The organism is Streptomyces sp. NPDC033131 (assembly GCF_055578365.1).
The window spans coordinates 1-25,800 of the sequence record NZ_JBVIPA010000007.1 but is presented as its reverse complement, the minus strand read 5'-3'; the positions used below and the strand labels follow the sequence as shown (position 1 = coordinate 25,800).

Sequence of the window (25,800 nt, the reverse complement as noted above, 5' to 3'; positions counted from 1 at the left end):
CGGGGCTGTCCGAAGCAGCCTTCGGCCAGCGCTCGGCTGTCCGTCGGTTGTGTAACAGCAGTGAGGCCAGGGCCGGTTGTTGTACCGAAGAGGAATGGTCTGAGGTGATCTGCCCTCGCCGTCAGGTCAACGGCAGCCGATACAGACCACCCGGCAGTGGCTCCACCAGACCGTCCGCGACCAGACCGTCCAGCGCCCGGGCGCGCTGCACCGGCTCGTGCCACACCCGGTCCAGGGCCGCCTGCGGGACGGGAGCGGGCGCCTCCCGCAGGACGGCCAGCAGCTTGCCGCGGACCTGACGGTCGGTACCGGCGTACGTCTGTCCGCGGCGCGGCGGACCGTCGTGCTCGGGCTTGCCCGCGAGTCGCCAGGCGCACTGCGCGGCGATCGGGCAGCGGTGGCAGTTCTCGTTGCGGGCCGTGCACACCAGCGCGCCGAGCTCCATGGACGCGGCGGCCCAGCGGGCGGCGCTCCGCTCGTCCGCGGGCAACAGCGCGCGGGCCAGCTTGCGTTCGGCGGCGGTGGTGGCGTTCGGCGGGTACTGCACACCGGTGACGGCCCGCGCGAAGACCCGGCGGACGTTGGTGTCCAGCACGGCGTGCCGCTGCCCGTACGCGAACGACGCCACGGCCGCGGCCGTGTACTCCCCGATACCCGGCAGCGCGAGCAGCTGCGCGTGGTCCGTCGGTACGTCACCGCCGTGCCGTTCCGTTATGGCGACCGCCGCTCCGTGCAGGCGCAGGGCGCGGCGCGGATAGCCGAGCCGGCCCCAGGCGCGCACGGCCTCGCCGGGGGCCTCCGCGGCCAGGTCGGCGGGGCGCGGCCAGCGGGCGAGCCACTGCTCGTAGACGGGAAGGACGCGGTTCACCGGCGTCTGCTGCAACATGAACTCGCTGACCATCACCCCCCACGGGCCGGCCTCGGGCCGCCGCCAGGGCAGGTCGCGGGCGTGCTCGTCGAACCAGTCGATGACGGGGGCGTGGAACGGCTCGCCGGGGGCGTCAGCGACAGGGCTGTTCACGGGGTGCGGGGACTTCGTGGGCACAGTCATGGCCTACCGATCCTGCCATGCGGGGACGGTCCCCCGGGCGTACCGCCACCCCTGGGAGCGACAGGACCTGACGATCGGCAGCAGCGCGGCCCCGACGGCCGCTTGTAGCGTCGGGCGGATGGAACGTCCTCACCTCTGGAGGGCCTGCCTCCTGTGGGCCGCCCTCGCGCTGCCCGCGCTCACCGCGGACCCCCTGGGGCTGAACGAGCCGCGCGCCTTCTGGCCGCAGCTCGCCGGTCTGGGCGTGCTCGCGGCGGCGGTCGCGTCGGCCCGACGGCAGCCCGCCGTGGCCTTCGGTTTGACGGCCGTACTGAGCCTGTTCGCCGCCCCCGCCCTGTTCACCGTCTCCTACGGCCCCGCCCTGGGCGTTCTCGCCCTGCTGCTCGGCCTGCGGTCGCCCCGGGTGCTCCCGGCGGCCGCGCTCTTCGCCGCCGTCGGCTGCGCCGGCACCGCGAAGGTCGCACTCGTCGGCGCCGACCCGGCGGCGCAGGGGGTGGTCCTGACGGGCACCCTGCTGTTCGGCTGCGTCTTCCCGTGGCTCGGCGGTCGCTACTGGCGGCAGAGCCGCGAACTGGCCCGGGCCGGCTGGACACGCGCCGCCCGCCTGGAGGACGAGCAGCGCGGGGCCGAGGAGCGGGCGCGGCTGCGCGAACGGGCCCGGATCGCCCAGGACATGCACGACTCGCTCGGCCACGAGCTGAGCCTGATCGCCCTGCGCGCTGGGGCCCTCCAGGTCGCCCCCGACCTGCCCGAGGGGCACCGGGCCGCCGTGGCCGACCTGCGCGCGGCCGCCGCCGACGCCACGGACCGGCTGCACCGGATCATCGGCGTCCTGCGCGAGGACGACGAGCCGGTGCCGCTGTCCCCGCCCGGCGAGAGCGTCGAGCGACTCGTCGCCCGCGCGGCCGAGTCGGGTCTGCCGGTGTGCTGGCAGCCGGCCGGGTCCGGTACGGCCGGACAGCCGGGCTCGGTCGCCGAACGCATCCTGCACCGGGTGGTGCGCGAGGCGCTGACCAACGCGGCCCGGCACGCGCCCGGCGCACCGGTGACCGTCGCGGCGGCGGGGGAGGCGGGCGGCACGACGGTCACCATCACCAACGGGCGGGCCGCGCAGCCCGGTTCCCCGTCCGTCGGCGGATCCGGCCTGCTCGGCCTGCGCGCGGCGGTCACCGGGTCCGGGGGTGACTTCGAGGCGGGCCCGCACGGCGACGGCTTCCGGGTCCGGGCGTACGTCCCCGAACAGCCGACGCCCGGGGCGGCGCGTACCGTCGCGCCCTCGGCCCCCTTCACCCGCGCCCGCCGCCGCGTCGCCGTCGCCATCGGTGCCGCCGCCTGCGCGGGCGTCGTGCTCGTCGGCGGGGCCTTCGCCTGGTACGCGTACACGGAGTCGCACTCGGTCCTGCAGCCCGCCGCGTACGCGAGGCTCGCGCCGGGCGCCACGGCCGCCGAGATCGCGCCGGTGCTGCCGGACCGCACCGCCCGCGACGCCCCCGTCGAACGCGCCCCCGCGCCCCCGAAGCACGCCGAGTGCCGCTACTACCGCGCGAGCGGCGAACTCCTCGTCTCCGTCGACCACTTCCGGCTGTGCTTCGACAGCGAAGGGCGCCTGGTCGCCAAGGACGTGATTCCCCGGGCAGGTCTGCAAGCCGGCACACCCGCCGACACACATGAGGAGTTCGCACGGTGATCCGCATCCTGCTGGCCGACGACGAGGCGATGGTCCGCGCGGGCGTGAAGGCGATCCTGGCCAGCGGTGGCGGGACCGAGGTCGTCGCCGAGGCGGGCGACGGGCGCGAGGCGGTCGAACTGGCCCGCGCGCATCGACCGGATGTGGCCCTGCTCGACATCCGCATGCCCCGCCTGGACGGACTCGCCGCGGCGGAAGAGATCGTGCGGACCGTCCCCGGCACGGCCGTCGCCATGCTCACCACCTTCTCCGAACAGGCTTACGTCGCCCGCGCACTCGGCGGCGGCGCCACCGGCTTCCTGCTCAAGTCCGGGGATCCCTACGAACTGATCGCGGGCGTACGGGCGGTGGCGGCCGGGGGCGCGTTCCTGTCGCCGAAGGTCGCCCGGTACGTCATCGACGGCCTCGGGGGCGGCGGTGGGCGCCTGGGACGCGAGACCGCCGCACGCGCGCGCGTGCAGGAGCTCAGCCCACGCGAGCGCGAGGTCCTCGGCCTCGTCGGCGCGGGCCTGTCCAACCCGGAGATCGCCGCCCGGCTGCACCTCGTCGAGGGCACGGTGAAGGCGTACGTGAGCTCGGTCCTCGACCGGCTCGGGGTGCGCAACCGGGTGCAGGCGGCGATCGTCGCGTACGAGGCGGGGCTGGTGGCGAAGTGAGGGTCAGCGGCGCGGGCCGTACGGCGCGGCGTGGGCGCGGGGTGAGCCCGGGCCGGTGAACCAGCGTGCGGCGGCGGGTGCCGTGGGTGCGCGCAGGGCCTCGGCCAGCCGCGCCGCCGGGCTGCTGCACAGCCGTACGACCGCGAACGCGACGGCCGCTCCGAGGGCCAGCCCCGCGGCCACGTCGTGCGGGTAGTGCACGCCGACGAAGACGCGGGAAGAGGCCATCAGGAGGGCGAGCGGGGCGGTCAGCCACAGGGCCGTGCGCCGGACCAGGGCCAGGGTGACTGCCGCGGCGCCCGCGATCGTGGCGTGGTTGCTGGGGAAGGACCAGTCGCCGGGCGGCGGGCAGGCGGCGAGGGAGGGAGCCGCGTCGGTGACCGCCCGGCACGGACGTTCCTCGGCGAAGCCGGATTTCAGCACCTCACTGCACAGATACGCCACAGCCGTGGCCAGAGGTGCAAGCGCCGCGATCGCGAACGCGTGGGGGGCGCCACGCCGGGCCCGCCACCACGCCGCAGCGAACAGGGCGGCGAAGAGCAGGATCCCGGCCTCCGTCCAGATCTCGACGGTGTGCTGTAACCACGTAGGGGTGTCCTGGGCGGCATCGGTGATGTCGCGGTAGAGCTCGGTGTCCTCGAAATCCATGGTCACGGACGGTAGGCGGCGGGCCGATACCGTCACAGCTTGCGATCGTCGGGTGCCGCACCTGACGAACGACAGGGGCGGAGCGGCCGGTTCCGGGATGATGATCCGGAAAAGTTGTCGACCCTGGCGGCGGGTGGGGCCAGCGAAGGCGCCGATCTCTCGTACAGTTTGCGCCGTGGGATCTCTGCGCAATCCGGTCGGGCCGCTTCCCTCCACCATCTACTGGCGACGGAGGGCCGTACTGCTGTCTGTGACGGCCTTGTTGGCGCTGCTGATCGTCTGGATCGTGTCCTCGGGCGGCGGAGGCGGCAACAACGGTGCCGACGGATCCAACGGCAAGAATCCCTCACCCTCGACGATCACGCCGGGGCCGTCCGGCTCCGGGCCCGCGATCAGCCAGGCGCCGGGCGGGCGGGACGATTCGAGCGGCGGTGACTCCAACGGATCCGGGTCGGACGGTGGCTCCGGTGACGGCTCGGGGAGCGGTTCCGGGTCGGCCGAGGGCGCCGGTTCCGGTTCCGGTGGCGCGGGTGGGTCGGCGGGCTCCGTCGGCGGTACGGGCGCCGGGGTCGGCAGCGGCGACACGCTCCCGGCGGGCTCCGCACTGCCCGACTGCACCGTCGGCGCCGTGAAGTTGAGCGTGCGCAGCCTGCACAACGCGTACGAGCCCGGTCAGACGCCCACGCTGCTGCTCACGGCGACGAACTCCTCCGCCGGCGACTGCAAGGTCGATCTCGGGCCGAGGAACGCGGTGGTGACGATCACTCAGGCCGGCAGCGAGGACGCGTACTGGTCCTCCGCCGACTGCCCCAAGGTCTCCGGCAGCCTGGTCTTCCGGGCGCCCGCCGGCGCCGCCATCACGTACACCGTGAAGTGGGACCGCAAGCCGAGTGCTTCGCGGTGCGCGACGCCTCCCGCGGGGTCGGCCGGGGCCGGGACGTATCTGGTGGAGGCGAAGACACCGGGGTTCGGTACGGCGCAGGCGTCCTTCGTGCTGGAAGCCGACTAGACCTGCTGGGCCGCGCGGCCGGGGCGCGGTGCGTCTGCCCGGCCGGGCCGCCCGACCGGGCGGAGTGAACCTGCTGGGCGGCGCGGCTGGGCGGGCTAGACGTACCGCTCCAGGATCGACGACTCCGCCAGCCGGGAAAGACCCTCGCGCACGCTCCGCGCCCGCGCCTCGCCGACACCGTCCACCGTCTGCAGGTCGTCCACGCTCGCGGCGAGCAGCTTCTGCAGGCCGCCGAAGTGCTCCACCAGCCGGTCGATGATCGCGCCCGGGAGCCTCGGTACCTTCGCCAGCAGTCGGAAGCCCCGCGGCGACACCGCCGAGTCCAGTGCCTCCGGAGATCCGGTGTAGCCCAGTGCCCGCGCCACCGTGGTCAGTTCGAGCAGTTCGGCGTGGCTGAGGGCGTCGAGTTCGTACAGCGCCTCCTCGACCGTGCGGGAGCGTTTCGCGGTGGGTTCCGGGACGTAGTCGCGGACGACCAGTTCGCGATCGGGCTCGACGCCGGCGATCAACTCGTCGAGCTGGAGGGTCAGAAGACGCCCGTCCGTGCCGAGCTCGACCACGTACTCGGCGATCTCGGTGGCGATGCGGCGGACCATCTCCAGACGCTGGGCCACGGCCGAGACGTCCCGGACGGTCACCAGGTCCTCGATCTCCAGCGCGGACAGAGTGCCCGCGACCTCGTCGAGGCGGAGCTTGTAGCGCTCCAGGGTCGCCAGGGCCTGGTTGGCGCGGGACAGGATCGCCGCCGAGTCCTCCAGGACGCGGCGCTGGCCGTCGACGTACAGGGCGATGAGCCGCATCGACTGGGAGACCGAGACGACCGGGAAGCCGACCTGCTTGCTCACGCGGTCCGCAGTGCGGTGCCGGGTGCCCGTCTCCTCGGTGGGGATCGTCGGGTCGGGGAGCAGCTGGACGCCCGCCCGGAGGATCTTCGACAGGTCGGAGGACAGCACGATGCCGCCGTCGAGCTTGCACAGCTCCCGCAGGCGCGTCGCCGTGAACTCGACATCCAGGACGAAACCGCCCGTACACATCGATTCGACGGTCTTGTCGGAGCCGAGCACCATGAGACCGCCGGTGTTGCCGCGCAGGACCCGCTCAAGGCCGTCGCGCAGGGGAGTGCCGGGAGCCACAGCGCTCAGTGAGGCGCGCATGAGGCCATCGGCACCGGAACTCCCGCCGGACTTTCCGGGAGCTGCTGCCCGGTCGTTGGCTGCCACTGCACTCCTCCGGTCGCAGGTTCTGAGGCGCTCCCGTTTCGCACACTTGGTTCGTACGGACGGGCGAGACCTGGGCAAAGTCTACCGGCGGTCCTCCTCGTCCCGTGGGGCCTCTCGCCGACGCGAGCGCGGAAGGACCCTCAGGGCGTCCCCTATGTCCGCTACCTCCAGGACCTTCATGCCGGGCGGGATCTTGCCCGGATCGCCCGGAACGAGCGCGTGCGTGAAGCCCAGACGGTGTGCTTCGGAGAGCCGGCGCTGCACGCCCGTGACCCGTCTGACCTCGCCCGCAAGGCCGACTTCGCCGATCGCGACGAGGTTCTTGGGCAGGGGGGTGTCGCTGGCCGCGGACGCCAGGGCGAGGGCGATGGCGAGGTCCGCGGCGGGCTCCGACAACTTCACACCGCCGACCGTCGCGGAGTAGATGTCTCTCTTGCCCAGGGCGCTGATCCGGCCGCGCTGTTCCAGGACGGCCAGCATCATCGAGACGCGGGAGGTCTCCAGGCCGGAGGTGGTCCGCCTGGGGGAGGGGATCTGGGAGTCGACGGTGAGTGCCTGGACCTCGGCGACCAGGGGCCGGCGGCCCTCCAGGGTGACGGTCAGGCAGGTGCCGGGCACCGGCTCGGCCCGGCGGGTCAGGAACAGTCCGCTCGGGTCGGCGAGGCCGGTGATGCCCTCGTCGTGCAGCTCGAAGCAGCCGACCTCGTCCGTGGTGCCGTAGCGGTTCTTGACGCCTCGCACCAGACGCAGGCGCGCGTGCCGGTCGCCCTCGAAACTCAGCACCACGTCCACGAGGTGCTCCAGCAGGCGCGGGCCGGCGATGGCGCCGTCCTTGGTGACATGTCCCACAAGGAGCGTGGCCATGCCGCGCTCCTTGGAGACGCGGATCAGGGCGCCCGCCACCTCGCGCACCTGGGACATGCCGCCGGGGGCGCCGTCGATCTCCGGGGAGGCGATGGTCTGCACGGAGTCGAGGATCAGCAGGGACGGCTTCACCGCGTCCAAGTGGCCGAGCACAGCGGACAGATCGGTCTCGGCCGCGAGGTACAGGTGGTCGTCGATCGCCTTGATGCGGTCGGCGCGCAGCCGGACCTGGCTCGCCGACTCCTCGCCGGTCACATAGAGGGTGCGGTGCTCGTCGCTCGCCGACTTGGCCGCCACGTCGAGGAGCAGCGTGGACTTGCCGACACCGGGCTCGCCCGCGACCAGGACCACCGCGCCGGGCACCAGACCGCCGCCGAGCACCCGGTCCAGCTCGGGCACGCCGGTGGAGCGGGCGGTGGCCTGCCGGCCGTCGACCTGGCCGATGGGCACGGCGGAGGTGGTGACGCGGCCCGGGGCCGTCGTACGGACCGCGGGCGTGCCGTACTCCTCGACCGTCCCCCAGGCCTGGCACTCGGGGCAGCGGCCGAGCCATTTGGCCGTCTGCCAGCCGCACTCGGTGCAGCGGTAGGACGGGCGCTCCTTGGCGGACTTCGTACGGGCAGCCATGGACGAACCGTAACCGCCGCCACTGACAGCGCGGGCGGCAGCCGCCCAAGGCGCCCCGGGCGGCCCGCTCCCCGGCCGCGTGAACCTGCCGGAATCGGCCACTCCGCTCGGGAACGAGCCGCGGAACGAGACGTTCCTGTCCCCTATTGAGGGATCGTTTCACCCGTACGGATTAAAAGTGCTCAAGGGTACCGAAGGGGCCAACTCCGGCCCCCTACGGTCCACGGGTGATGAGCAGCAGTCCGGAGACCTCGACCCGCACCACCGGCGCACACCGGTCGCACCGGGAGGCACGCGACGGCGCGGCGGCGCGCACGCCGTCGCACCGCCCGCCCGCGCGCTACGAGCCCTACCTCGACGGCCTGTTCACCTACTGCCTGTCCGTGCTGTGCGACCACGACACCGCGACCGCCGCCCTGGGCGACGTCCTCGCGCTCGCCGACAAGCGCCGCGGCCCGGACGCGGCCGGCGACCGCCGGGCCTGGCTGTACGCGCTGGCCCGCTGGGCCTGTCTGCGCAAGCTGTCCGAGGCCAAGCAGAAACGTCATGGCACGCACGCGGCGGGACGCGCCGGCGCCGAGCGCCGCCCGCCCGCCACCCCGCCGGTCTCCGACGGGACGCAGGAGCAGCGCCGGCGCGAACTGGCCCTGCTCGCCTGGCCGGAGGCCGCGGGCACCACCCCGGAGCAGCGCGAGGCGCTCGAACTCGCGGTTCGCCACCATCTCGCCGCCCAGGAGGTCGCCGCCGTCCTCGGCATGGACCTGGCCGCCGCCCGCGAACTGCTCGCCTCCGCCGCCTGCGAGGTCGAGCGCACGCGCGCGGCCCTCGCCGTCGTCGAGACCGGCGGCTGCCCGGGCGTGGCCCGGCTCACCGGCGACAACCAGCTGGTGCTCAGCGCCGCCGTGCGCCGCGAGCTGGTCCGGCACGTCGACGACTGCCCGCGCTGCCGTCGTACGGCCGAGCGCGCGGTCCCCGGCCGCTGGCCCGGCGCCGCCGTCACCCCTGCCGAGCTGCCCGTCCTGGAGGCCCCCCGCGCGACCCTGCACATGGTCCTGGCGCACCTTCCGCGCGCGCGGGGCGCCGCCGCGCCCCGCTTCGACCGGCGTGGCTTCCCGATGGACCCCAAGGACCGGGCCGCCCGAAGGGACCGGCTACGCGCGCGTGCCGTCACGACGACCGTCGTCGCCACCGTCGTGGCCGCCCCCGTGCTCGCCCTCTGGGCCGCCTACCGAGGCGCTCCCACGGGCGAGGGACCGGGCGGCGGCATCGCCAGCGCCGGCGAGGCGCACGGCCCGGACAGCCTCGACGGAGAGTCGGCGACCGGCGGCTACGAGAACGCCGGCAACGCCAGCACCCGACCCGGCGGCCGCTTCACCGACGGTGACAAGCCCGACGTGTCCGTGGAGGTCATCAGCGTCGTGGGCGTGGGCAAGAAGGGCGCCGGGCACCTGGAGGTGGTCGCCGACAACAGCGGCGACACCACGCTGGTCACCCTCACCGCGACCGGCTCCGCGCCGGTGCGCTGGTCCGCGGCCACCCGAGCCTCCTGGCTCTACCTCAGCCAGTCGGCGGGAACGCTCGCACCGGGCGAATCGTTGACGATCAAGGTGTACGTCGACCATCTGCGCGAGCCGTCGGGGTACTGGAGCGCGCGCGTGGCCATCGCACCGGCCGGTGCAGTCGTCGCCATCGAGGGTTACGGCACCGCACCCGGCCCCTCCGGCCCCGATCCCGACCCGGGACACGGCCACGACCCCGGTCCCGGCCATCCCAGCGACCCGCCCCCCTCCGAGCCCGACCCGACCCCGACGAACCCGGCCCCCTCGGACCCCGCCCCGAGCGACCCGCCCGCGTCACCCGGCCCGCAGCCCACGCCCACCGACTCCCCCTCGACCGGCCCCGGGGATCCGACACCACCGCCCGGCGGCGGCGACCCGAGCCCGGCCACGTCGTAGGCCGTACGGGTCTCGAGCCGTGTCAGCCGACAGGGTCCGCCGGATGCGGTGCCAGCAGCGGCAGCTGCGCGGCCAGTCGCTCCTCGCACAGCTCGACCAGGCGGTCGTAGCCCGCCTTGCCCATCAGCTCGACCAGCTCGGGCCGGTAGGAGACGTACACCGGGTCGCCCGCGCCGTGCGCCGAGGTCGCCGACGTGCACCACCAGTGCAGGTCGTGGCCGCCCGGGCCCCAGCCCCGGCGGTCGTACTCGCCGATCGACACCTGGAGCACGCGCGTGTCGTCGGGCCGGTCGATCCACTCGTACGTCCGCCGCACCGGCAGCTGCCAGCAGACGTCCGGCTTGGTCTCCAGCGGCTCGCGGCCCTCCTTCAGGGCGAGGATGTGCAGCGAGCAGCCCGCGCCGCCGGCGAACCCCGGCCGGTTCTGGAAGATGCAGGAGCCCTGGTGGGGGCGGGTCTGGCGGTCGCCGTCCTCGTCCTCGGAGATCCAGCCGTTGCGTGTGCCCTCGTCGTGGTACTGCCAGGTCTCCGGCGTGAGCCTGGCCACATGTTCGGCGACCCGCTTCTCGTCGTCCTCGTCGGAGAAGTGGGCACCCAAGGTGCAGCACCCGTCGTCCGCGCGGCCCGCCTGGATGCCCTGACAGCCACTGCCGAAGATGCAGTTCCAACGGGAGGTCAGCCATGTCAGATCGCAGCGGAAGACCTGCTCGTCGTCCGCCGGATCAGGGAATTCCACCCATGCGCGCGCGAAGTCGAGCCCCTTCTCGTCGCCTGCCGGGGCCTGCTTCGACTTCTTCGGTGCTTTCGCCTGCGAAGAACCCTTGGCTGTTTTGGCCGTCTTGTCGGTCTTCGCCTTTTTCGTCTTTGGCACCTGTCCAGGGTAAGTCGCCCGAGGCCGGTCCAGGGCCAGCCACATGGACGGCTTCAAGCGCGGCTCCGGCAACAGCGCCCGCCTCGGCTGGCAGTAGCGTGCCCTACATGAGACTCGGAGTCCTCGACGTGGGATCCAACACGGTGCATCTGCTGGTGGTGGACGCGCACCCCGGCGCGCACCCGCTTCCGGCCCACTCGCACAAGGCGGAGCTGCGCCTTGCCCAACTCCTCGACGGGGACGGAGCGATCGGCCCCGAAGGCGTCGACAAGCTCATAGGGGTCGTCCACGAGGCCCTCCAGGCCGCCGAGGACAAGGGCGTCGAGGACCTGCTGCCGTTCGCCACCTCCGCGGTGCGCGAGGCCAGCAACGCCGACGACGTCCTCGCGCGCGTGCAGGACGAAACCGGCGTGGAACTCCAGGTCCTCAGTGGAGCCGAGGAGGCCCGGCTCACCTTCCTCGCCGCGCGCCGCTGGTTCGGCTGGTCCGTGGGCAAGCTCCTCGTCCTCGACATCGGCGGCGGCTCCCTGGAGATCGCGTACGGCATGGACGAGGAACCCGACGCCGCCGTCTCCCTACCCCTCGGCGCGGGCCGCCTCACCGCGGGCTGGCTTCCCGGCGACCCCCCGGACGCCGAGGCGATACGGGCCCTGCGACGCCACGTCCGCGCCCAGATCGCCCGCACCGTCGGCGAGTTCACCCGCCTCGGCGCCCCCCACCACGTCGTCGCCACGTCCAAGACCTTCAAGCAGCTGGCCCGCCTCGCCGGTGCCGCCCGCTCCACGGAGGGCCTGTACGTCCAGCGCGAACTGAAGCGCGAGTCCCTGGAGGCCTGGGTCCCCCGGCTCGCCGGCATGACGACCGCCGAGCGGGCCGACCTCCCCGGAGTCTCCGAGGGCCGCGCGAACCAGCTCCTCGCGGGCGCGCTGGTGGCGGAGGGGGCGATGGACCTGTTCGGTGTGGAGAGCGTGGAGATCTGTCCGTGGGCGCTGCGGGAGGGCGTGATCCTGCGGCGGCTGGATCACATGGGGTCCGTGTAGCGCCCCTTGGGGCTCGGGGCGACCCGGCGTTCCTTGGGGCTCGGGGCTGTATCGACCCGGCGTCCCTTGAGGCGCGGGGCTGTATCGGACCAGTCCCGCTTGAGGCGCGGGGTCGTATCGGGCCAGTCCCGCTTGAGGCGCGGGGCCGTACCGACCGGCGGCCGCGCCGCGGGGTGCGACGAGCCACGCGGTGCGCGACAGCGACCACGAACCCGCACCCGCCGTATGGCGAACGCCACAACGGCGAAGAGCCACCCCGCACCCACCCGACCGCACCCCGTAATCTGTCCCCCATGGCAGAGCCAGTCGTACGCGTTCCGGATGCGAAGGTCGCCCTGTCCACGGCCTCCGTCTACCCGGAGTCGACGGCGACCGCCTTCGAGATCGCCGCGCGCCTCGGGTACGACGGCGTCGAGGTCATGGTGTGGACCGACCCCGTCAGCCAGGACATCGAGGCGCTGCGCAGACTCAGCGACTACCACCGGATCCCGATCCTGGCGGTGCACGCCCCCTGTCTGCTCATCACCCAGCGCGTGTGGTCCACCGACCCGTGGACCAAACTCCAGCGCGCCCAGGCGGCCGCCGAGAAGCTCGGCGCGAGCACCGTCGTCGTGCACCCGCCGTTCCGCTGGCAGCGCCAGTACGCTCGTGACTTCGTCACCGGGATCTGGCGCATGGCGAACGAGACGGACGTACGGTTCGCCGTCGAGAACATGTACCCCTGGCGCTACCGCGACCGCGAGATGCTCGCCTACGCGCCCGACTGGGACGTGACGAAGGAGGACTACCGTCACTTCACGATCGACCTCAGTCACGCGGCGACGGCCCGTTCCGACGCCCTCCAGATGATCGACCGCATGGGCGACCGGCTCGGCCACGTCCACCTCGCGGACGGCCGGGGCTCCGCCAAGGACGAGCACCTCGTCCCGGGCCGCGGCACCCAGCCCTGCGCCGAGGTGCTGGACCGTCTCGCCCTGACCGGCTTCGACGGCCATGTCGTCATCGAGGTCAACACCCGGCGGGCCATGTCCAGCGCCGAACGTGACGCCGACCTCGCCGAGGCCCTGGCCTTCACGCGCCTGCACCTGGCCTCGGCGGCGAAGGTCCCCCGGCGGTGAACGACGTCACCGCCCGCAAGCGGGGCCGCCCCCGTCGTACGGAAGCGGCCGGCACCCGCGACCGCATCCTGACCGTGGCCCGCGAGGAGTTCTCCGAGCGGGGCTACGAGAAGACCTCCGTGCGCGGCATCGCGAAGGCGGCCGGGGTCGACTCGGCCCTGGTCCACCACTACTTCGGCACCAAGGAGCAGGTCTTCGAGGCGGCCGTCGAGGTCGCCCTCGCCCCTGTTCTCACGGCCCGCGACATGGTCTTCGACGGCACGCTCGACGCCGTCGGGGAGCGCTTGACCCGCGTGTTCTTCGGTCTCTGGGAGGCCCCGGTCACCAGGATCCCGCTCCTGGCGATCGTCCGGTCGGCGGTGAACAACGACACCGCGGCCACCGTCTTCCGCCGGCTGGTCTCCACGCAGCTGGTGTCCCGTATCGCGGGCGAGGTCGGCGCCCCCGACGCGGAACTGCGCGCCGAGCTGGCGGCCGCGCAGCTGGTCGGCATCGCCATGCTGCGGTACGTGATCAAGGTGGAGCCGCTGGCGTCGGCGGACGTCGAGGGGATCATCGCGCGGGTGGCGCCGGTGGTGCAGGGGCACCTGACCGGTCCGCGGGAAGTGTGAGACGCGCATCCCGCATTCCGGACAACCTGTCCGCCCCCTGGATGACCGGCGTACGCTCGTTATCAGTCAGAAGTCTCTGATCGCAGTCCCCGCAGTCCCTGAAGGAGCGAGCGACGATGCCCGAGCTGAGGTCCCGCACAGTCACCCACGGCCGCAACATGGCGGGCGCACGCGCCCTTATGCGCGCCTCCGGTGTACCCGGTGCGGACATCGGCCGCAAGCCGATCATCGCGGTCGCGAACAGCTTCACGGAGTTCGTCCCCGGCCACACCCACCTGCAGCCGGTCGGCCGGATCGTCAGCGAGGCGATCGTCGCCGCCGGCGGCATCCCGCGCGAGTTCAACACCATCGCCGTGGACGACGGCATCGCGATGGGGCACGGAGGGATGCTCTACAGCCTCCCCTCCCGCGACCTGATCGCGGACAGCGTGGAGTACATGGTCGAGGCGCACTGCGCCGACGCCATGGTCTGCATCTCCAACTGCGACAAGATCACGCCGGGCATGCTGAACGCCGCGCTGCGGCTGAACATCCCGACGGTCTTCGTCTCCGGCGGCCCGATGGAGTCCGGCCGCGCGACCCTGGTCGACGGCACGGTCCGCACGCTCGACCTGGTCGACGCGATCTCCGACGCGGTGAACGACAAGATCTCGGACGAGGACATCCTCCGTATCGAGGAGAACGCCTGCCCCACCTGCGGCAGCTGTTCCGGCATGTTCACCGCCAACTCCATGAACTGCCTGACCGAGGCGATCGGCCTGTCCCTGCCGGGCAACGGCTCGGTCCTGGCCACCCACACCGCCCGCAAGCAGCTGTACGTCGACGCCGCGCGCACGGTCATGGACATCACGCGGCGTTACTACGAGCAGGACGACGAGACGGTCCTGCCCCGCAACATCGCCACCCTCGAGGCCTTCGAGAACGCGATGGCCCTGGACATCGCCATGGGCGGCTCGACCAACACGATCCTGCACCTGCTGGCGGCGGCCCAGGAAGCGGGCGTCCCCTTCGGCCTGGAGGAGATCAACGAGGTCTCGCGCCGCGTGCCCTGCCTCGCCAAGGTCGCCCCGAACGTCGCGAAGAACCGCACGTACTACATGGAGGACGTGCACCGCGCCGGCGGCATCCCCGCCCTCCTCGGCGAACTGCACCGCGCGGGCCTGCTCAACGAGGGCGTGCACTCCGTCCACAGCCCGTCCCTGTCGGACTGGCTCAAGACGTGGGACGTCCGCGCCGGCTCGCCGTCCCCCGAGGCCCTGGAACTGTGGCACGCGGCGCCCGGCTGCGTCCGCTCCGCCGAGGCCTTCTCCCAGTCCGAGCGCTGGGAGGCGCTGGACGAGGACGCCGAGGGCGGCTGCATCCGCTCCGCCGAACACGCGTACTCCAAGGACGGCGGCCTCGCGGTCCTCCGGGGCAACCTCGCTGTCGACGGCTGCGTGGTGAAGACGGCCGGCGTCGACGAGTCGATCTGGACGTTCGAGGGCCCCGCGGTGGTCTGCGAGTCGCAGGAAGAAGCCGTGGAGAAGATCCTCAACAAGCAGGTGACGGACGGCGACGTCGTCGTCATCCGCTACGAGGGCCCCAAGGGCGGCCCCGGCATGCAGGAGATGCTCTACCCGACCTCCTTCCTCAAGGGCCGCGGCCTCGGCAAGACCTGCGCCCTGATCACCGACGGCCGCTTCTCCGGCGGCACCTCGGGCCTGTCCATCGGCCACGCCTCCCCGGAGGCGGCGTCCGGCGGCACGATCGCCCTCGTCGAGAACGGCGACCGCATCCGCATCGACATCCCGAACCGCACGATCGAGCTGCTGGTCGACGAGACCGAGCTGGCCCGCCGTGAGCAGGCCCTGGGCGGCGTCTACGCCCCCAAGAACCGCGAGCGCAAGGTGTCGGCCGCGCTGCGTGCCTACGCGGCGATGGCCACCAGTGCGGACAAGGGCGCGGTGCGCGACGTGAGCATGCTGGGCTGAGTGTTCGTCTTCAGGGGCCGTCTCCTCGGAGGCGGCCCCTCCCTTCTTTGATCCGTCAGGCTTCGACCCGTCAGGCTTTGATCCGTCAGGCTTCGACCCGTCAGGCTTTGATCCGTCAGGCTTCGACCGGTCAGGCTTTGACCAGTCAGAATTTGATCCACCGGGCCTCGGTCTACCAGGCGGCCGGATGGTTCGCGGCGACGGCGAAGACCGTGCCGTCGGGGGCGCTCGCGTAGACGTGGCCGTCGGCGGTCACGGGGGTGGGTAGCGCGCCGGCGATCCGGTCCGCGTGGGTGTCGAGCCGCGGAGGCGTCTGCCCGAGAAGCCCGCCGTCCGCGGCGTCCACCGCGAGCAGCCGCCCGTCGGGCGCGGTGACGTACACGTGCCGTCCGTCGGCGACCGGCGCGGAACCCCGGCTCACGCCCGTTTCCAGGCTCCACCGCTGCTTCTGGGCGGCCATGTCGACGGCCACCAGCGACCCGCCGACCCCCATGAGGTACACGAGGTTCCCGCGTACGGTGCCCTGCGCCCGTTCCAGCGGTACGGCCAGAGGCACCCGCCGCGAGGTCCCGTCCTCCGGGCTGTAGCGGACCACGCCACTCGCGTCCCCGTAGACCAGGTCGACGGCGACGAGGAAGACCGATCCGCCCGAGGTGCCGACGAGTTCCAGCGACCCCTTCAGCCGCTTGTCCCACCGCACGTCACCCGTGTCCGGGTCGACGGCGGTGACGCGCGTGCTCGTCCCGTCGTCGGACGCACTCGTGACGTACGCCAGCGGATCTCCGGCGAAGGAGACGAAGTACGGCGCCTGATGCCCGGGGATCCGGCGGTTCCACTTCGTGTCGCCCGAAGCGCCGTCCACACCGGTGACCGTGCCGTCGGCGCCGGTGAGCAGGAGCATGCCGCCCACGGGCTCCAGCCCGCTGTACGCGGGCATGGTCCGCTGCCAACGCGCCTTGCCCGAACCCGGATCGAGCGCCGTCAGGCGCCGGCCCCGGTCCAGCGCGGGCTGGACGAGTCCACCCGACACGACGGGCCGCCCCTCGCGCGCCTCGGCGACGGCACGCCGCCACAACAGGCGGCCGTCGGACGGATCGACGGCGAAGACCAGACCGTTCTGCCCACACAGCAACTTCCCCGCCCGGTACGTGCATTGGGGTGTGCCCTTGCCGGGCGCCGCCGTCTCCCACGGGCTGAACGCGGTCGACGTGGGCCGTGGCGTGCTGCTGCTCCGCGCCGCCGCGTCGTTGCCGTCGAGCAGCTGGACCGAGGTCAGGGCGACGATCGCGGCGAGACCCAACGCCCCGGCTCCCAGCGCCGCCCACCTGCCCCGGCGTCTCGCGGGCCGCGGTGCCGGCTTCTCCACGCGTGGCTCCGGCGCCGGCGGGCTCTCCGTCCGCTGCGCCGGTATGAACGTCTGCGTGTCGTACGACGCCGCCACCGACCGCAGTTCCCGCATCAACTCGTCGGGCGTGGGCCGGTCCTCCGGCTCCTTGGCGAGACACCGCAGCACGAGCGGCGCCAGAGTCTCCGGCACACCGGTCAGGTCCGGCTCGTCATGGACGACCTGGTAGGCGACGACATACGGGCTGTCGGAGTCGAACGGCCCGCGCCCCGTGGCCGCGTGCACCATCACGGACCCGAGCGCGAAGAGGTCGGCGGCGGGCCCGACCTCCCGCGGCCGGCGGAACTGCTCGGGCGCCATGAACGGCGGCGTCCCGATCAGTTTCCCGGTCTCCGTCCGCAGTTCGCTGTCCTTTGGCCGGGAAATGCCGAAGTCGATGACCTTCGGACCGTCCTCGGCGAGCAGCACGTTGCTCGGCTTGAGATCCCGGTGCACCACGCCGACCCGGTGGATGTCACGCAGCGCCTCGGCCAGCCCGGCCATCAGCCGACGCAACTGGGCAGGGCTCATGGCCCCGTTCCGCTTCACGTGCTCGGACAGGGTGGGCCCCGGGATGAACAAGGTGGCCATCCAGGGGCGCTCGGCCTCCGAGTCGGCATCGACGACGGACGCGGTGAAAGCCCCGCTGACCTTCCGCGCGGCCGCCACCTCCTGCCGGAACCGCCCTCTGAACTCGGGGTCCTTGGCGAACTCGGCGTGGACGACCTTCACCGCGAGCTTCATCCCCGAGGTGCTCCGCGCGAGGTGCACGATGCCCATGCCGCCAGAGCCCAGACACGACTCCAGGCGGTAGTGGCCGGCGTACTCGGGAAGTTCCGCTTCCGCGCCCGCCCCCGTGTTGCGCTGTGGCGCCATGCGACCACCCCCGTGCTGTCCGTTCGCGCGCGCGACGCACGGAGCCTAGTCGATGACTCGTGCGAGACAGAGGCGGCTTGCTAGCTTCTCCGTGCGAGTCGCGAACGTGTGTTTCGTGGCGCGTTTCCAGGGAATCAACGGGGCCCCATGGCAGTCATGGGGTCGAACGGGGGAGGTCTTTTCATGTCTGTCGACGGCATCGAAGTGGCAGAGGGCGGGGAGGCGGCGGAAGCCGTCACCATGGCGGCGGCCACGACCACGGCGGCGGCCACGACCACGGCGCTGCGCTACTACTCGGTCGCCCCGGGCGTCCGCCTGAACGTCCGCAGCGGTCCCGGCACCAACTACACCGTCGTCCGTGTCCTGGCCGAGGGAGCCAAGGTCCCGATCTTCTGCCAGTCCCCGGGCACGACGGTCTCGGGCCCCTACGGCACCACGAACATCTGGGACAACATCGACAACGGCCAGTACGTCTCGGACTCCTATGTGAACACCGGCAGCGACGGCTACATCCGACCGCGTTGCTCCTGATCCCACCGGGGTGACGACGGCCGCGGCGCCTGCCGCCGCGGCCGTGCCCGCCCCACCGGAGCCCGCGGCCGACCCGGAGCCATAATCAACGGGTGAGCGACGAACAAGGCACCCCGTCCGCGGGCTCCCCGGGCACTCCCCGCCCCGAACCCCTCCGCCTCTTCGGCACCACCTGGGTCGGCCACGACAACGGCTACGCCCTCCGCCGCATCGCCGCCTCCATCGGCTCCCTGGCCGCCGCGACCGTCTCCTGCCTGGTCCTCCGCTTCGCCTACGAAGGCCTCCAGCTCGCCGACACCGGCAGCTTCGTGACCGTCCTCGTCGTCGCGATGTTCGCCATCTGCAGCGCCCTCGCCTTCCGCCACACCTGGGACGGCTTCGCCAGGCGCCCCGACCTCGACCGCCAGGCCTCCCTCCGCGGCCTCCTGGCCATCGGCTTCGTCGGCTCCCTCCTCGCCTACTTCTTCCGCTCCCTCACCGAGGCCCCCGGCGAGAAACTCCACCGCGAGGAGTACGAGACGGCCCTGAAGAAACACGAGAAGCGCACGACCCGCCGCCCCGGCAACCCCTCGAAGAAGCGCCGCCGCAACTAGGCCGGGTCCTTCGGATCAGCCGACGCAGAGAGAGCCGAGACCGCGGCTCGGGATGCCCCGGCGACGGCGTGCCGGCCCCTGCCCCCGGCGTCTCGCGCGAACTCCCGCCCATGCCTGAGCGTCGCCCCCTCTCACCGAAAACTCACCGCACCCCGCCCCCACGGTCGGCCACCATGGCCTCATGACGGCTTCCTCCCGCACCAGCCGAGCCCAGTCCTTCAACGCTGCCGCAGCCCAGTACGCCGCCAACCGTCCCTCGTACCCGCCCGCCCTCTTCGACGCGATGGAAGACCTGGCAGGCCGCCCCCTCACCGGCGCCCGCGTCGCCGACATCGGGGCAGGCACCGGTATCGCGACCGCCCTCCTGCACGCCCGAGGCGCAGACGTGGTCGCCGTGGAGCCCGGCGACGGCATGGCGGCCCAGTTCCGCCGTGCCCACCCCGGCATCCCGATCATCCGGGGCGACGGCAACACCCTCCCCCTGGTCAGCTCCTCCGCCGACTTCCTCACCTACGCCCAGGCCTGGCACTGGACCGACCCCGCCCTGGCCGTCCCGGAAGCCATACGTGTCCTGCGTCCGGGCGGCGCGCTCGCCCTGTGGTGGAACACCGACGCCCTCGACGTGCCGTGGATCGCCGAGGCCGCGGACCGCACCGACCGCTACTTCGGCGTGAACGTCCCCGCCGAGAAGAGGGCGGTCAACGCACAGGTCGTCGACCCCACCGGCCGCCTCGACTTCGCCCGCCGCGAGGTCCGCTGGAGCCGCCGCGTCCCCATCGACACCCATCTCGCCAACCTCGGCAGTCACTCGGTCCTCCTGGTCCAGAGCGAGGAGACGAGCGCGGCCTTCCTCGCCGAGGAGCGGAACCACCTGGCGAAGGTCTTCCCGGACGGGATCGTCGAGGAGATCTACGACGTGATCCTGCTCCTGGCCACGAACCCCTGACCCCACCACCCCACACCACGGCCCTCAGCGCGGCCGCCCCCTCGAAGGCACCGCAACCAGACCTACGACACCTCCTTCCCGCTTCCCACCGGCTCCTCCCCGCGCCCGGCGGCCCACCCCTCCAGGGCCGCCGCGCACGCGTGGTCCAGGTGCCGCAGCCCGCCCAACTCCAGCCGCACCTCCCGATCCCGCGGCAACGCCTCCAACGCGTCGAGCAGCTTCGGCAACCGCAGGAACGTCGCATGCCCCTGCACCCGTACGACGATCCCGGCCTCGCCCCGGTCCTCGGTCTCCACGTGCACATGGCTGATGTCCCACGCCGTCTTCACCACGGCCAGCGCCAGCCCCACCAGCACCCCCTCGAACAGATTCCCGACCATGATCGCCACAGCCGTCACCGCCAGCACGGCCGCCTCTCCTGGATGCCCGCGCCACAACATCCGCACGTCCCGCACCGGCACCAGCCTGCATCCCGCGAGCACCAACAGCCCGGCAAGCGCGGCCACCGGAATCACCCCCAGCACCCCGGGCAACAGCACGGTGAACACCAGCAGCCAGACCCCGTGCAGCACCCGGGAGGCCCGCGTCCGCGCCCCCGCGTGCACGTTCGCCGCACTCCGCACGATCACCGCGGTCAGCGGCAGCGCCCCCAGCACCCCGCACACGGTGTTTCCCGCCCCCTGCGCGATCAACTCCCGGTCATAGTCCGTCCGAGCCCCCGACTGCAGCCGGTCCACGGCCGCCGCGCTGAACAACGACTCCGCGGACGCGATCAACGCGAACGCGACGACCGTCCCGATCACCCCCACTTCCAGCAGCCGCCCGAAATCCGCCCCTTCCGGCACCCGCACGGCATCGACCAGCCCCCGCACCTCGACCCGCCGCACCTCCAGGTCGAACACCCCGGTCACCAGGGCCGCCAGCGCCACCGCCACCAGCGGTGCGGGCAGCACCCGCGCCCCCGGTCGCCACCGCGGCCACAGGAGCAGCACGGCCATAGTGGCGGCCCCCACTGACAACGCCACCGGATTCACCCGCCCCGGCAGCGACACCAGCCCGGCAAGCCTCCCGAGCCCGCTCTCCGGGGCCGAAGCGTCACCCAGCGCGTAGACCTGAGCGGCGACCAGCACGAGCCCGATCCCGGCGAGCATCCCCTGCACGACGGCCGCGGACACGGCCCGGAACCACCGCCCGAGGCGCAGCACGCCGAGCCCGACCTGCACCAGCCCGGCCCCCAGCACCAGCACCCCGAGCACTTCGAGGCCATACCTCTGAACGGCCTCGTACACGAGCACGGTCAACCCGGCCGCCGGCCCGCTCACCTGCAGACGACTGCCGGGCAACGCCCCGGCGACCAGCCCGCCGACGATCCCCGTGACCAGTCCCAGCTCGGCAGGCACACCGGAGGCGATGGCGATCCCCACGCACAAGGGCAACGCCACGAGAAACACCACGACGGACGCGAAGAGATCGGCCTTGCCTACGCCACGGAGCGTCACGACAGCACCTCCGCTGATCAGCGGCAGAAGAAGGGGAGACGGAGATGCGCGGGCCGCCGGACCGGGAGGAGGGCGCGGCCGACGTAGCTGCTCGGCATATGACCTCGCACTGAAACCCATTGTCGGGACGCCGAGTTGATCGCGCACCCGCTTCCCGTGGTCATCCGGTGCATCCAAGGGCGCGCGACCGGATCCGCCTGCCCCCGCTCGCGCCCCCGCGCGCCTGCGCCACCCCATGCACCGGCCCGCACCCCACTTGACGGCTCGCCGCCCGCAAGAGGAATATTCATCGCATGATGAATATAAATCCCGACCCACCAGGCGGGGGAACGACCTCCGCAGGCGACACCCCGTCCGTCAGCGCCGACACCCCATCGGTGAACGCCGGCGCACCGGCCGTCCGCGCCGAGGACCTCACCGTCGTACGAGGCCCCCGCACCGTCCTGCGCGGCCTCGACTTCACCGTCCCGCGCGGCCAGATCACCGGACTGCTGGGCCCCTCCGGGTGCGGCAAGTCCACCCTCATGCGAGCGATCGTCGGCACCCAGGCCAAAGTCACCGGCACCCTCGACGTCCTGGGCAACCCCGCCGGCCACCCCTCCCTCCGCACCCGCATCGGCTACGTCACCCAAGCCCCCTCCGTCTACGACGACCTGACCGTCCACCAGAACCTCGACTACTTCGCCGCGATCCTCGCCCCCGGCCGCGCATCAGCCGACCGCCGCCACGAGAACGTCACCCGCGCGATCGCCGACGTCGATCTCACCAGCCACGCCGACGCCCTCGCCGGCAACCTCTCCGGAGGCCAACGCAGTCGCGTCTCCCTCGCGGTCGCCCTCCTCGGCACCCCCGAACTCCTGGTGCTCGACGAACCGACCGTCGGCCTCGACCCCGTCCTCCGCCGCGACCTGTGGAACCTCTTCCACGACATCGCCGCACAGCGAGGAGCGACCTTGCTGATCTCCTCCCACGTCATGGACGAGGCCGAGCGCTGCCACCGCCTCCTCCTGATGCGCGAGGGCGAGATCCTCGCCGACAACACCCCGGACGCCCTCCGCACCCGCACCCACTCCGACACGGTCGAGGCGGCCTTCCTCCACCTCGTCGACGAGGCCGTCGAAGCCGGCCGCCGGAAGGAGACGACCCGATGACCACGACGACCAGCACGGCGCACCCCATCGCCCCCGCCGCCCCCGGCGCCCTGAACCCGGCCCGCACCATCTCCACCGCGACCCGGGTACTGCGCCAGCTCCGCCACGACCCGCGCACGATCGCGTTGCTGATGCTCATCCCCTGCGTGATGCTGTTCCTGCTCCGCTACGTCTTCGACGGCAGCCCGCGCACCTTCGACAGCATCGGCGCCTCCCTCCTCGGGATCTTCCCGCTGATCACGATGTTCCTGGTCACCTCCATCGCCACCCTGCGCGAACGCACCTCCGGCACGCTCGAACGCCTCCTCGCCATGCCCCTCGGCAAAGGCGACCTCATCGCCGGCTACGCCCTCGCCTTCGGCGCCCTCGCGATCATCCAGTCCACCCTCGCCACCGGCCTCGCCGTCTGGTTCCTAGACCTGGACGTCACCGGCAGCCCCTGGCTCCTCCTTCTCGTCGCCCTCCTCGACGCCCTGCTCGGCACCGCCCTCGGCCTCTTCGTCTCGGCCTTCGCCGCCTCCGAATTCCAGGCCGTCCAGTTCATGCCGGCGGTGATCTTCCCCCAACTCCTCCTCTGCGGCCTCTTCACTCCCCGGGACAACATGCACCCCGTACTGGAGGCCATTTCCGACGTCCTCCCCATGTCCTACGCAGTCGACGGCATGAACGAGGTCCTCCACCACACCGACATGACGGCCGCGTTCGTCCGCGACGCGTTGATCGTCGCGGGCTGCGCACTGCTGGTCCTCGGCCTGGGCGCGGCCACCCTGCGCCGCCGCACGGCATGACCCACCCACCCGGACCGGCGCGAAGGCGAGGCCACCGACACGTCCGCCTTCCGGACAGCCGAGCCACACCCCCGCCCCCGATGCGAGGATGAACCCCGGACGACGCACCCCCGGAGGGCACCCCGCCATGACCCAGAAAGTCGCAGTCCTCGGCACCGGCAAGATCGGCGAAGCCCTGCTCAGCGGAATGATCCGCGCCGGCTGGGCCCCGGCCGACCTCCTGGTCACCGCCCGCCGCCCCGAGCGAGCCGAAGAACTCCGCACCCGCTACGGAGTCGCCCCGGTCACCAACCCGGAGGCCGCCAAGACCGCCGACACCCTGATCCTCACGGTCAAGCCGCAGGACATGGGCACCCTCCTCGACGAACTCGCCCCGCACGTCCCCGCCGACCGCCTGGTCATCAGCGGCGCCGCGGGCATCCCCACCTCCTTCTTCGAGGAGCGCCTCGCGCCCGGCACCCCCGTAGTCCGCGTCATGACGAACACCCCCGCCCTCGTCGACGAGGCCATGTCCGTCATCTCCGCCGGCACCCACGCCACCGCCGACCACCTCGCCCACACCGAGGAGATCTTCGGCGCCGTCGGCAAGACGCTCCGCGTCCCCGAATCCCAGCAGGACGCCTGCACGGCCCTCTCCGGCTCCGGCCCGGCGTACTTCTTCTACCTGGTCGAAGCCATGACGGACGCCGGTATCCTCCTCGGCCTGCCCCGCGACAAGGCCCACGACCTGATCGTCCAGTCCGCGATCGGCGCCGCCACCATGCTCCGCGACAGCGGCGAACACCCGGTCAAGCTCCGCGAGAACGTCACCTCCCCCGCGGGCACGACCATCAACGCCATCCGCGAACTCGAGAACCACGGCGTACGAGCCGCACTCATCGCCGCCCTCGAAGCCGCCCGCGACCGCAGCCGCGAACTGGCCTCAGGCAACAGCTGACGCCGCGCGGCCCCCCGCCAAGGGGGGCCGCACGCCCCCGCACGCCCCCTCACCCGCCGACGGCCGCCCCCTTCACCGTCTTCGCAGCAGCCGCGACCGCAGGCAACAACCCGATCGCCCGATACGCCTCATCGACGATCGGCCGCGCCATGCCCCTGGCCCTCTCAGCCCCATCCCGCAGCACCCCCTCCACATAACCAGGATCCGCGCACAACTCCTGGTGCCTCTCCTGCACAGGCCTGAGAACCTCGACCACCGCCTCCGCGGTGTCCTTCTTCAAAGCGCCGTACGACTCATATACACCGCTCAGGTCCGATGGGTTCCCATCCGTACAGGCTGCGAGGATTTCCAGCAGGTTGGCCACCCCCGGCCGCGCCTCCCGGTCGTACACGACCTCCTGCCCGCTGTCGGTCACTGCCCGCAGCACCTTCTTCCGCACGGCCTCCGGCTCGTCCAGCAGATAGACGATCCCCGGCCCGACGTCGTCGCTCTTCCCCATCTTCGACGTCGGCTCCTGAAGGTTCATCACCCGTGTCGCCACCACCGGATGCGTGGCCCGGGGCACCACGAAGGTGTGCCCGTACCGCTGGTTGAACCGCACCGCCAGATCCCGCGCCAGCTCCACGTGCTGAGTCTGATCGTCCCCGACCGGCACCTCGTCGGACCCGTACGCCAGGATGTCCGCCGCCATCAGCACGGGATATGTCAGCAGCGACAGCCGCACACTCCCGCCCCGCTCCCGCTCGCGCCCGGCCTTCTCCCTGTACTGGATCATCCGCCGCATCTCGCCGTCCGTGGCCACGCACTCCAGCAGATACGACAGCCGCGCGTGTTCATCCACATGACTCTGTACGAAGACGGTGCACAGCTCCGGTTCAAGTCCCGTCGCCAGCAGCAACGTCGCCGCCTGCCTGCTGAGCCGGCGCACCCGCGCCGGATCGTGGTCCACCGTCAGCGCGTGCAGATCGACGATGCAGAACAGCGCATCAGCCCGGTGCTGATCGACGGCGGCCCACCGCCGCATGGCCCCGAGGTAGTTCCCCAGCGTCAGATGCCCGGTCGGCTTGACCCCGCTGAAGACCCGCGTCATCTCTCCACCTCCTGGTCGAGACCGCCGTCCCGGCCGGCCGGCCCTCTGGAGCTCTGGAGGGAAACGAAAACGGCCGCCGAGGCGGCGGCCGTTGAGTGCATACGTGAGCACGGCCGCCGTCAGGCGGCCCACCACAGCTGGGTGCACGTACGCGTAGTCATGCGACCCAGAGTACGCGTGCAGGGCACCGCGCGGACCGAAGTTGACACACCCCGAGCCGCTCCGTACTGTTCTCCGAGTTGTCCGCCGTGAGCGCCGACCCCGGTCGGTCCCCGGACAGCCATTCCGCAAGTACCAGCCAACCTCGACGACAGTGTTCTGCCGTCGCGCCATTGGCGTGCGTATTCGCGAAATGAGGAATCCGCGTTCGAAAGGACGCAGCCCTCGATTAGCGTCGGGAGCAGGGAATCCGCTAAAGTCTCACTCGTCGGAACGGCCCGAGTGGCCGCGAGGACAACCCCCTCTGACTGGGAGTCAGGCCCGAAAGGATCTGATAGAGTCGGAACCGCCGGAAAGGGAAACGCGAGAGCGGGAACCTGGAAAGCACCGAGGAAATCGGATCGGAAAAGGATCTGATAGAGTCGGAAACGCAAGACCGAAGGGAAGCCCGGAGGAAAGCCCGAGAGGGTGAGTACAAAGGAAGCGTCCGTTCCTTGAGAACTCAACAGCGTGCCAAAA

General features: G+C 72.1%; 22 protein-coding genes. 14 read left to right on the top strand and 8 right to left on the bottom strand.

Translation table 11 applies throughout. The features are described from left to right. Positions 1 to 121: 121 nt before the first annotated feature. Positions 122 to 1,051, bottom strand: coding sequence for an HhH-GPD family protein (locus ACZ5XS_RS11915; RefSeq protein WP_468650239.1), 930 nt, complete (start codon positions 1,049 to 1,051; stop codon positions 122 to 124). Between the two features lie 118 nt (positions 1,052 to 1,169). Between ACZ5XS_RS11915 and ACZ5XS_RS11910 the strand changes: the two genes are divergently transcribed. Then, positions 1,170 to 2,738: a sensor histidine kinase gene (locus tag ACZ5XS_RS11910; RefSeq protein WP_468650237.1), complete on the top strand. Its 1,569-nt coding sequence runs from the start codon at positions 1,170 to 1,172 to the stop codon at positions 2,736 to 2,738. After that, complete coding sequence (locus ACZ5XS_RS11905) at positions 2,735 to 3,394, top strand: response regulator transcription factor (protein WP_468650235.1); 660 nt, start codon at positions 2,735 to 2,737, stop codon at positions 3,392 to 3,394. The genes ACZ5XS_RS11910 and ACZ5XS_RS11905 overlap by 4 nt, the downstream gene beginning before the upstream one ends. A gap of 3 nt (positions 3,395 to 3,397) precedes the next feature. Here ACZ5XS_RS11905 and ACZ5XS_RS11900 read toward each other — a convergent pair whose 3' ends face one another. Further along, entirely contained in the window at positions 3,398 to 4,042 is a 645-nt protein-coding gene (locus tag ACZ5XS_RS11900) for a phosphatase PAP2 family protein (protein WP_468650234.1), read from the bottom strand. Between the two features lie 175 nt (positions 4,043 to 4,217). On the opposite strand from ACZ5XS_RS11900, the gene ACZ5XS_RS11895 reads away from it, so the two are divergent. Next, the gene (locus ACZ5XS_RS11895; protein WP_468650232.1) at positions 4,218 to 5,051 is read left to right on the top strand and encodes a hypothetical protein; all 834 of its coding nucleotides are present in this window, start codon (positions 4,218 to 4,220) and stop codon (positions 5,049 to 5,051) included. Between the two features lie 95 nt (positions 5,052 to 5,146). Here ACZ5XS_RS11895 and disA read toward each other — a convergent pair whose 3' ends face one another. Both disA and radA read right to left on the bottom strand, forming a co-directional pair. Beyond that, a complete protein-coding gene (disA, locus tag ACZ5XS_RS11890) occupies positions 5,147 to 6,271 on the bottom strand; it encodes a DNA integrity scanning diadenylate cyclase DisA (protein WP_468650230.1) in 1,125 nt (374 codons plus the stop codon). A gap of 81 nt (positions 6,272 to 6,352) precedes the next feature. Continuing rightward, positions 6,353 to 7,762: a DNA repair protein RadA gene (gene radA / locus ACZ5XS_RS11885; RefSeq protein ID WP_468650228.1), complete on the bottom strand. Its 1,410-nt coding sequence runs from the start codon at positions 7,760 to 7,762 to the stop codon at positions 6,353 to 6,355. A gap of 230 nt (positions 7,763 to 7,992) precedes the next feature. Between radA and ACZ5XS_RS11880 the strand changes: the two genes are divergently transcribed. After that, positions 7,993 to 9,717 (top strand): BACON domain-containing protein, encoded by a 1,725-nt coding sequence (locus tag ACZ5XS_RS11880; protein ID WP_468650226.1) that lies wholly within the window; start codon positions 7,993 to 7,995, stop codon positions 9,715 to 9,717. 22 nt (positions 9,718 to 9,739) lie between these two features. On the opposite strand, the gene ACZ5XS_RS11875 is transcribed toward ACZ5XS_RS11880, so the two are convergent. Continuing rightward, positions 9,740 to 10,588: a DUF3109 family protein gene (locus ACZ5XS_RS11875; protein WP_468650224.1), complete on the bottom strand. Its 849-nt coding sequence runs from the start codon at positions 10,586 to 10,588 to the stop codon at positions 9,740 to 9,742. A 107-nt stretch (positions 10,589 to 10,695) separates the two neighbouring features. Here ACZ5XS_RS11875 and ACZ5XS_RS11870 point away from each other — a divergent pair, with 107 nt between their 5' ends. From ACZ5XS_RS11870 to ilvD, 4 genes are all read left to right on the top strand, one after another. Continuing rightward, the gene (locus ACZ5XS_RS11870) at positions 10,696 to 11,628 is read left to right on the top strand and encodes a Ppx/GppA family phosphatase (RefSeq protein ID WP_468650222.1); all 933 of its coding nucleotides are present in this window, start codon (positions 10,696 to 10,698) and stop codon (positions 11,626 to 11,628) included. A 293-nt stretch (positions 11,629 to 11,921) separates the two neighbouring features. Further along, the gene (locus ACZ5XS_RS11865) at positions 11,922 to 12,746 is read left to right on the top strand and encodes a sugar phosphate isomerase/epimerase family protein (RefSeq protein WP_468650220.1); all 825 of its coding nucleotides are present in this window, start codon (positions 11,922 to 11,924) and stop codon (positions 12,744 to 12,746) included. Next, the gene (locus ACZ5XS_RS11860) at positions 12,743 to 13,357 is read left to right on the top strand and encodes a TetR/AcrR family transcriptional regulator (RefSeq protein WP_468650218.1); all 615 of its coding nucleotides are present in this window, start codon (positions 12,743 to 12,745) and stop codon (positions 13,355 to 13,357) included. The genes ACZ5XS_RS11865 and ACZ5XS_RS11860 overlap by 4 nt, the downstream gene beginning before the upstream one ends. A 116-nt stretch (positions 13,358 to 13,473) precedes the next feature. Then, on the top strand, positions 13,474 to 15,327 hold the full coding sequence (gene ilvD / locus ACZ5XS_RS11855) for a dihydroxy-acid dehydratase (protein WP_468650216.1): 1,854 nt from the start codon (positions 13,474 to 13,476) through the stop codon (positions 15,325 to 15,327). A 172-nt stretch (positions 15,328 to 15,499) separates the two neighbouring features. Here ilvD and ACZ5XS_RS11850 read toward each other — a convergent pair whose 3' ends face one another. Continuing rightward, positions 15,500 to 17,587 (bottom strand): serine/threonine-protein kinase, encoded by a 2,088-nt coding sequence (locus ACZ5XS_RS11850; protein WP_468650215.1) that lies wholly within the window; start codon positions 17,585 to 17,587, stop codon positions 15,500 to 15,502. A gap of 183 nt (positions 17,588 to 17,770) precedes the next feature. On the opposite strand from ACZ5XS_RS11850, the gene ACZ5XS_RS11845 reads away from it, so the two are divergent. The 3 genes from ACZ5XS_RS11845 to ACZ5XS_RS11835 all read left to right on the top strand — a co-directional run bounded on the left by ACZ5XS_RS11845 (position 17,771) and on the right by ACZ5XS_RS11835 (position 19,657). After that, complete coding sequence (locus ACZ5XS_RS11845; protein WP_468650213.1) at positions 17,771 to 18,118, top strand: SH3 domain-containing protein; 348 nt, start codon at positions 17,771 to 17,773, stop codon at positions 18,116 to 18,118. 92 nt (positions 18,119 to 18,210) lie between these two features. After that, entirely contained in the window at positions 18,211 to 18,711 is a 501-nt protein-coding gene (locus ACZ5XS_RS11840; protein WP_468650211.1) for an EamA/RhaT family transporter, read from the top strand. A 181-nt stretch (positions 18,712 to 18,892) separates the two neighbouring features. Further along, on the top strand, positions 18,893 to 19,657 hold the full coding sequence (locus ACZ5XS_RS11835; RefSeq protein WP_468650209.1) for a class I SAM-dependent methyltransferase: 765 nt from the start codon (positions 18,893 to 18,895) through the stop codon (positions 19,655 to 19,657). A gap of 62 nt (positions 19,658 to 19,719) precedes the next feature. On the opposite strand, the gene ACZ5XS_RS11830 is transcribed toward ACZ5XS_RS11835, so the two are convergent. Beyond that, a complete protein-coding gene (locus ACZ5XS_RS11830) occupies positions 19,720 to 21,156 on the bottom strand; it encodes a SulP family inorganic anion transporter (protein WP_468650207.1) in 1,437 nt (478 codons plus the stop codon). 293 nt (positions 21,157 to 21,449) lie between these two features. Between ACZ5XS_RS11830 and ACZ5XS_RS11825 the strand changes: the two genes are divergently transcribed. The 3 genes from ACZ5XS_RS11825 (at position 21,450) to proC (ending at position 24,032) form a co-directional block, all read left to right on the top strand. Beyond that, entirely contained in the window at positions 21,450 to 22,307 is an 858-nt protein-coding gene (locus tag ACZ5XS_RS11825; protein ID WP_468650205.1) for an ABC transporter ATP-binding protein, read from the top strand. Continuing rightward, entirely contained in the window at positions 22,304 to 23,095 is a 792-nt protein-coding gene (locus ACZ5XS_RS11820) for an ABC transporter permease (RefSeq protein ID WP_468650203.1), read from the top strand. Before ACZ5XS_RS11825 ends, ACZ5XS_RS11820 begins: the two co-directional genes overlap by 4 nt. 127 nt (positions 23,096 to 23,222) lie before the next feature. Continuing rightward, on the top strand, positions 23,223 to 24,032 hold the full coding sequence (gene proC, locus ACZ5XS_RS11815; protein WP_217235054.1) for a pyrroline-5-carboxylate reductase: 810 nt from the start codon (positions 23,223 to 23,225) through the stop codon (positions 24,030 to 24,032). 49 nt (positions 24,033 to 24,081) lie between these two features. Here proC and trpS read toward each other — a convergent pair whose 3' ends face one another. Then, entirely contained in the window at positions 24,082 to 25,122 is a 1,041-nt protein-coding gene (trpS, locus tag ACZ5XS_RS11810; protein WP_468650201.1) for a tryptophan--tRNA ligase, read from the bottom strand. Positions 25,123 to 25,800 lie beyond the last annotated feature (678 nt).

What these genes read in the sequence shown, in the direction of transcription:
- ACZ5XS_RS11915 (WP_468650239.1), bottom strand. Translation starts at nt 1,051, where the DNA reads ATGACTGTGCCCACGAAGTCCCCGCACCCCGTGAACAGCCCTGTCGCT.
- ACZ5XS_RS11910 (WP_468650237.1), top strand. Translation starts at nt 1,170, where the DNA reads ATGGAACGTCCTCACCTCTGGAGGGCCTGCCTCCTGTGGGCCGCCCTC.
- ACZ5XS_RS11900 (WP_468650234.1), bottom strand. Translation starts at nt 4,042, where the DNA reads ATGGATTTCGAGGACACCGAGCTCTACCGCGACATCACCGATGCCGCC.
- radA (WP_468650228.1), bottom strand. Translation starts at nt 7,762, where the DNA reads ATGGCTGCCCGTACGAAGTCCGCCAAGGAGCGCCCGTCCTACCGCTGC.
- ACZ5XS_RS11880 (WP_468650226.1), top strand. Translation starts at nt 7,993, where the DNA reads ATGAGCAGCAGTCCGGAGACCTCGACCCGCACCACCGGCGCACACCGG.
- ACZ5XS_RS11870 (WP_468650222.1), top strand. Translation starts at nt 10,696, where the DNA reads ATGAGACTCGGAGTCCTCGACGTGGGATCCAACACGGTGCATCTGCTG.
- ACZ5XS_RS11865 (WP_468650220.1), top strand. Translation starts at nt 11,922, where the DNA reads ATGGCAGAGCCAGTCGTACGCGTTCCGGATGCGAAGGTCGCCCTGTCC.
- ilvD (WP_468650216.1), top strand. Translation starts at nt 13,474, where the DNA reads ATGCCCGAGCTGAGGTCCCGCACAGTCACCCACGGCCGCAACATGGCG.
- ACZ5XS_RS11850 (WP_468650215.1), bottom strand. Translation starts at nt 17,587, where the DNA reads ATGGCGCCACAGCGCAACACGGGGGCGGGCGCGGAAGCGGAACTTCCC.
- ACZ5XS_RS11845 (WP_468650213.1), top strand. Translation starts at nt 17,771, where the DNA reads ATGTCTGTCGACGGCATCGAAGTGGCAGAGGGCGGGGAGGCGGCGGAA.
- ACZ5XS_RS11835 (WP_468650209.1), top strand. Translation starts at nt 18,893, where the DNA reads ATGACGGCTTCCTCCCGCACCAGCCGAGCCCAGTCCTTCAACGCTGCC.
- ACZ5XS_RS11825 (WP_468650205.1), top strand. Translation starts at nt 21,450, where the DNA reads ATGATGAATATAAATCCCGACCCACCAGGCGGGGGAACGACCTCCGCA.
- ACZ5XS_RS11820 (WP_468650203.1), top strand. Translation starts at nt 22,304, where the DNA reads ATGACCACGACGACCAGCACGGCGCACCCCATCGCCCCCGCCGCCCCC.
- proC (WP_217235054.1), top strand. Translation starts at nt 23,223, where the DNA reads ATGACCCAGAAAGTCGCAGTCCTCGGCACCGGCAAGATCGGCGAAGCC.
- trpS (WP_468650201.1), bottom strand. Translation starts at nt 25,122, where the DNA reads ATGACGCGGGTCTTCAGCGGGGTCAAGCCGACCGGGCATCTGACGCTG.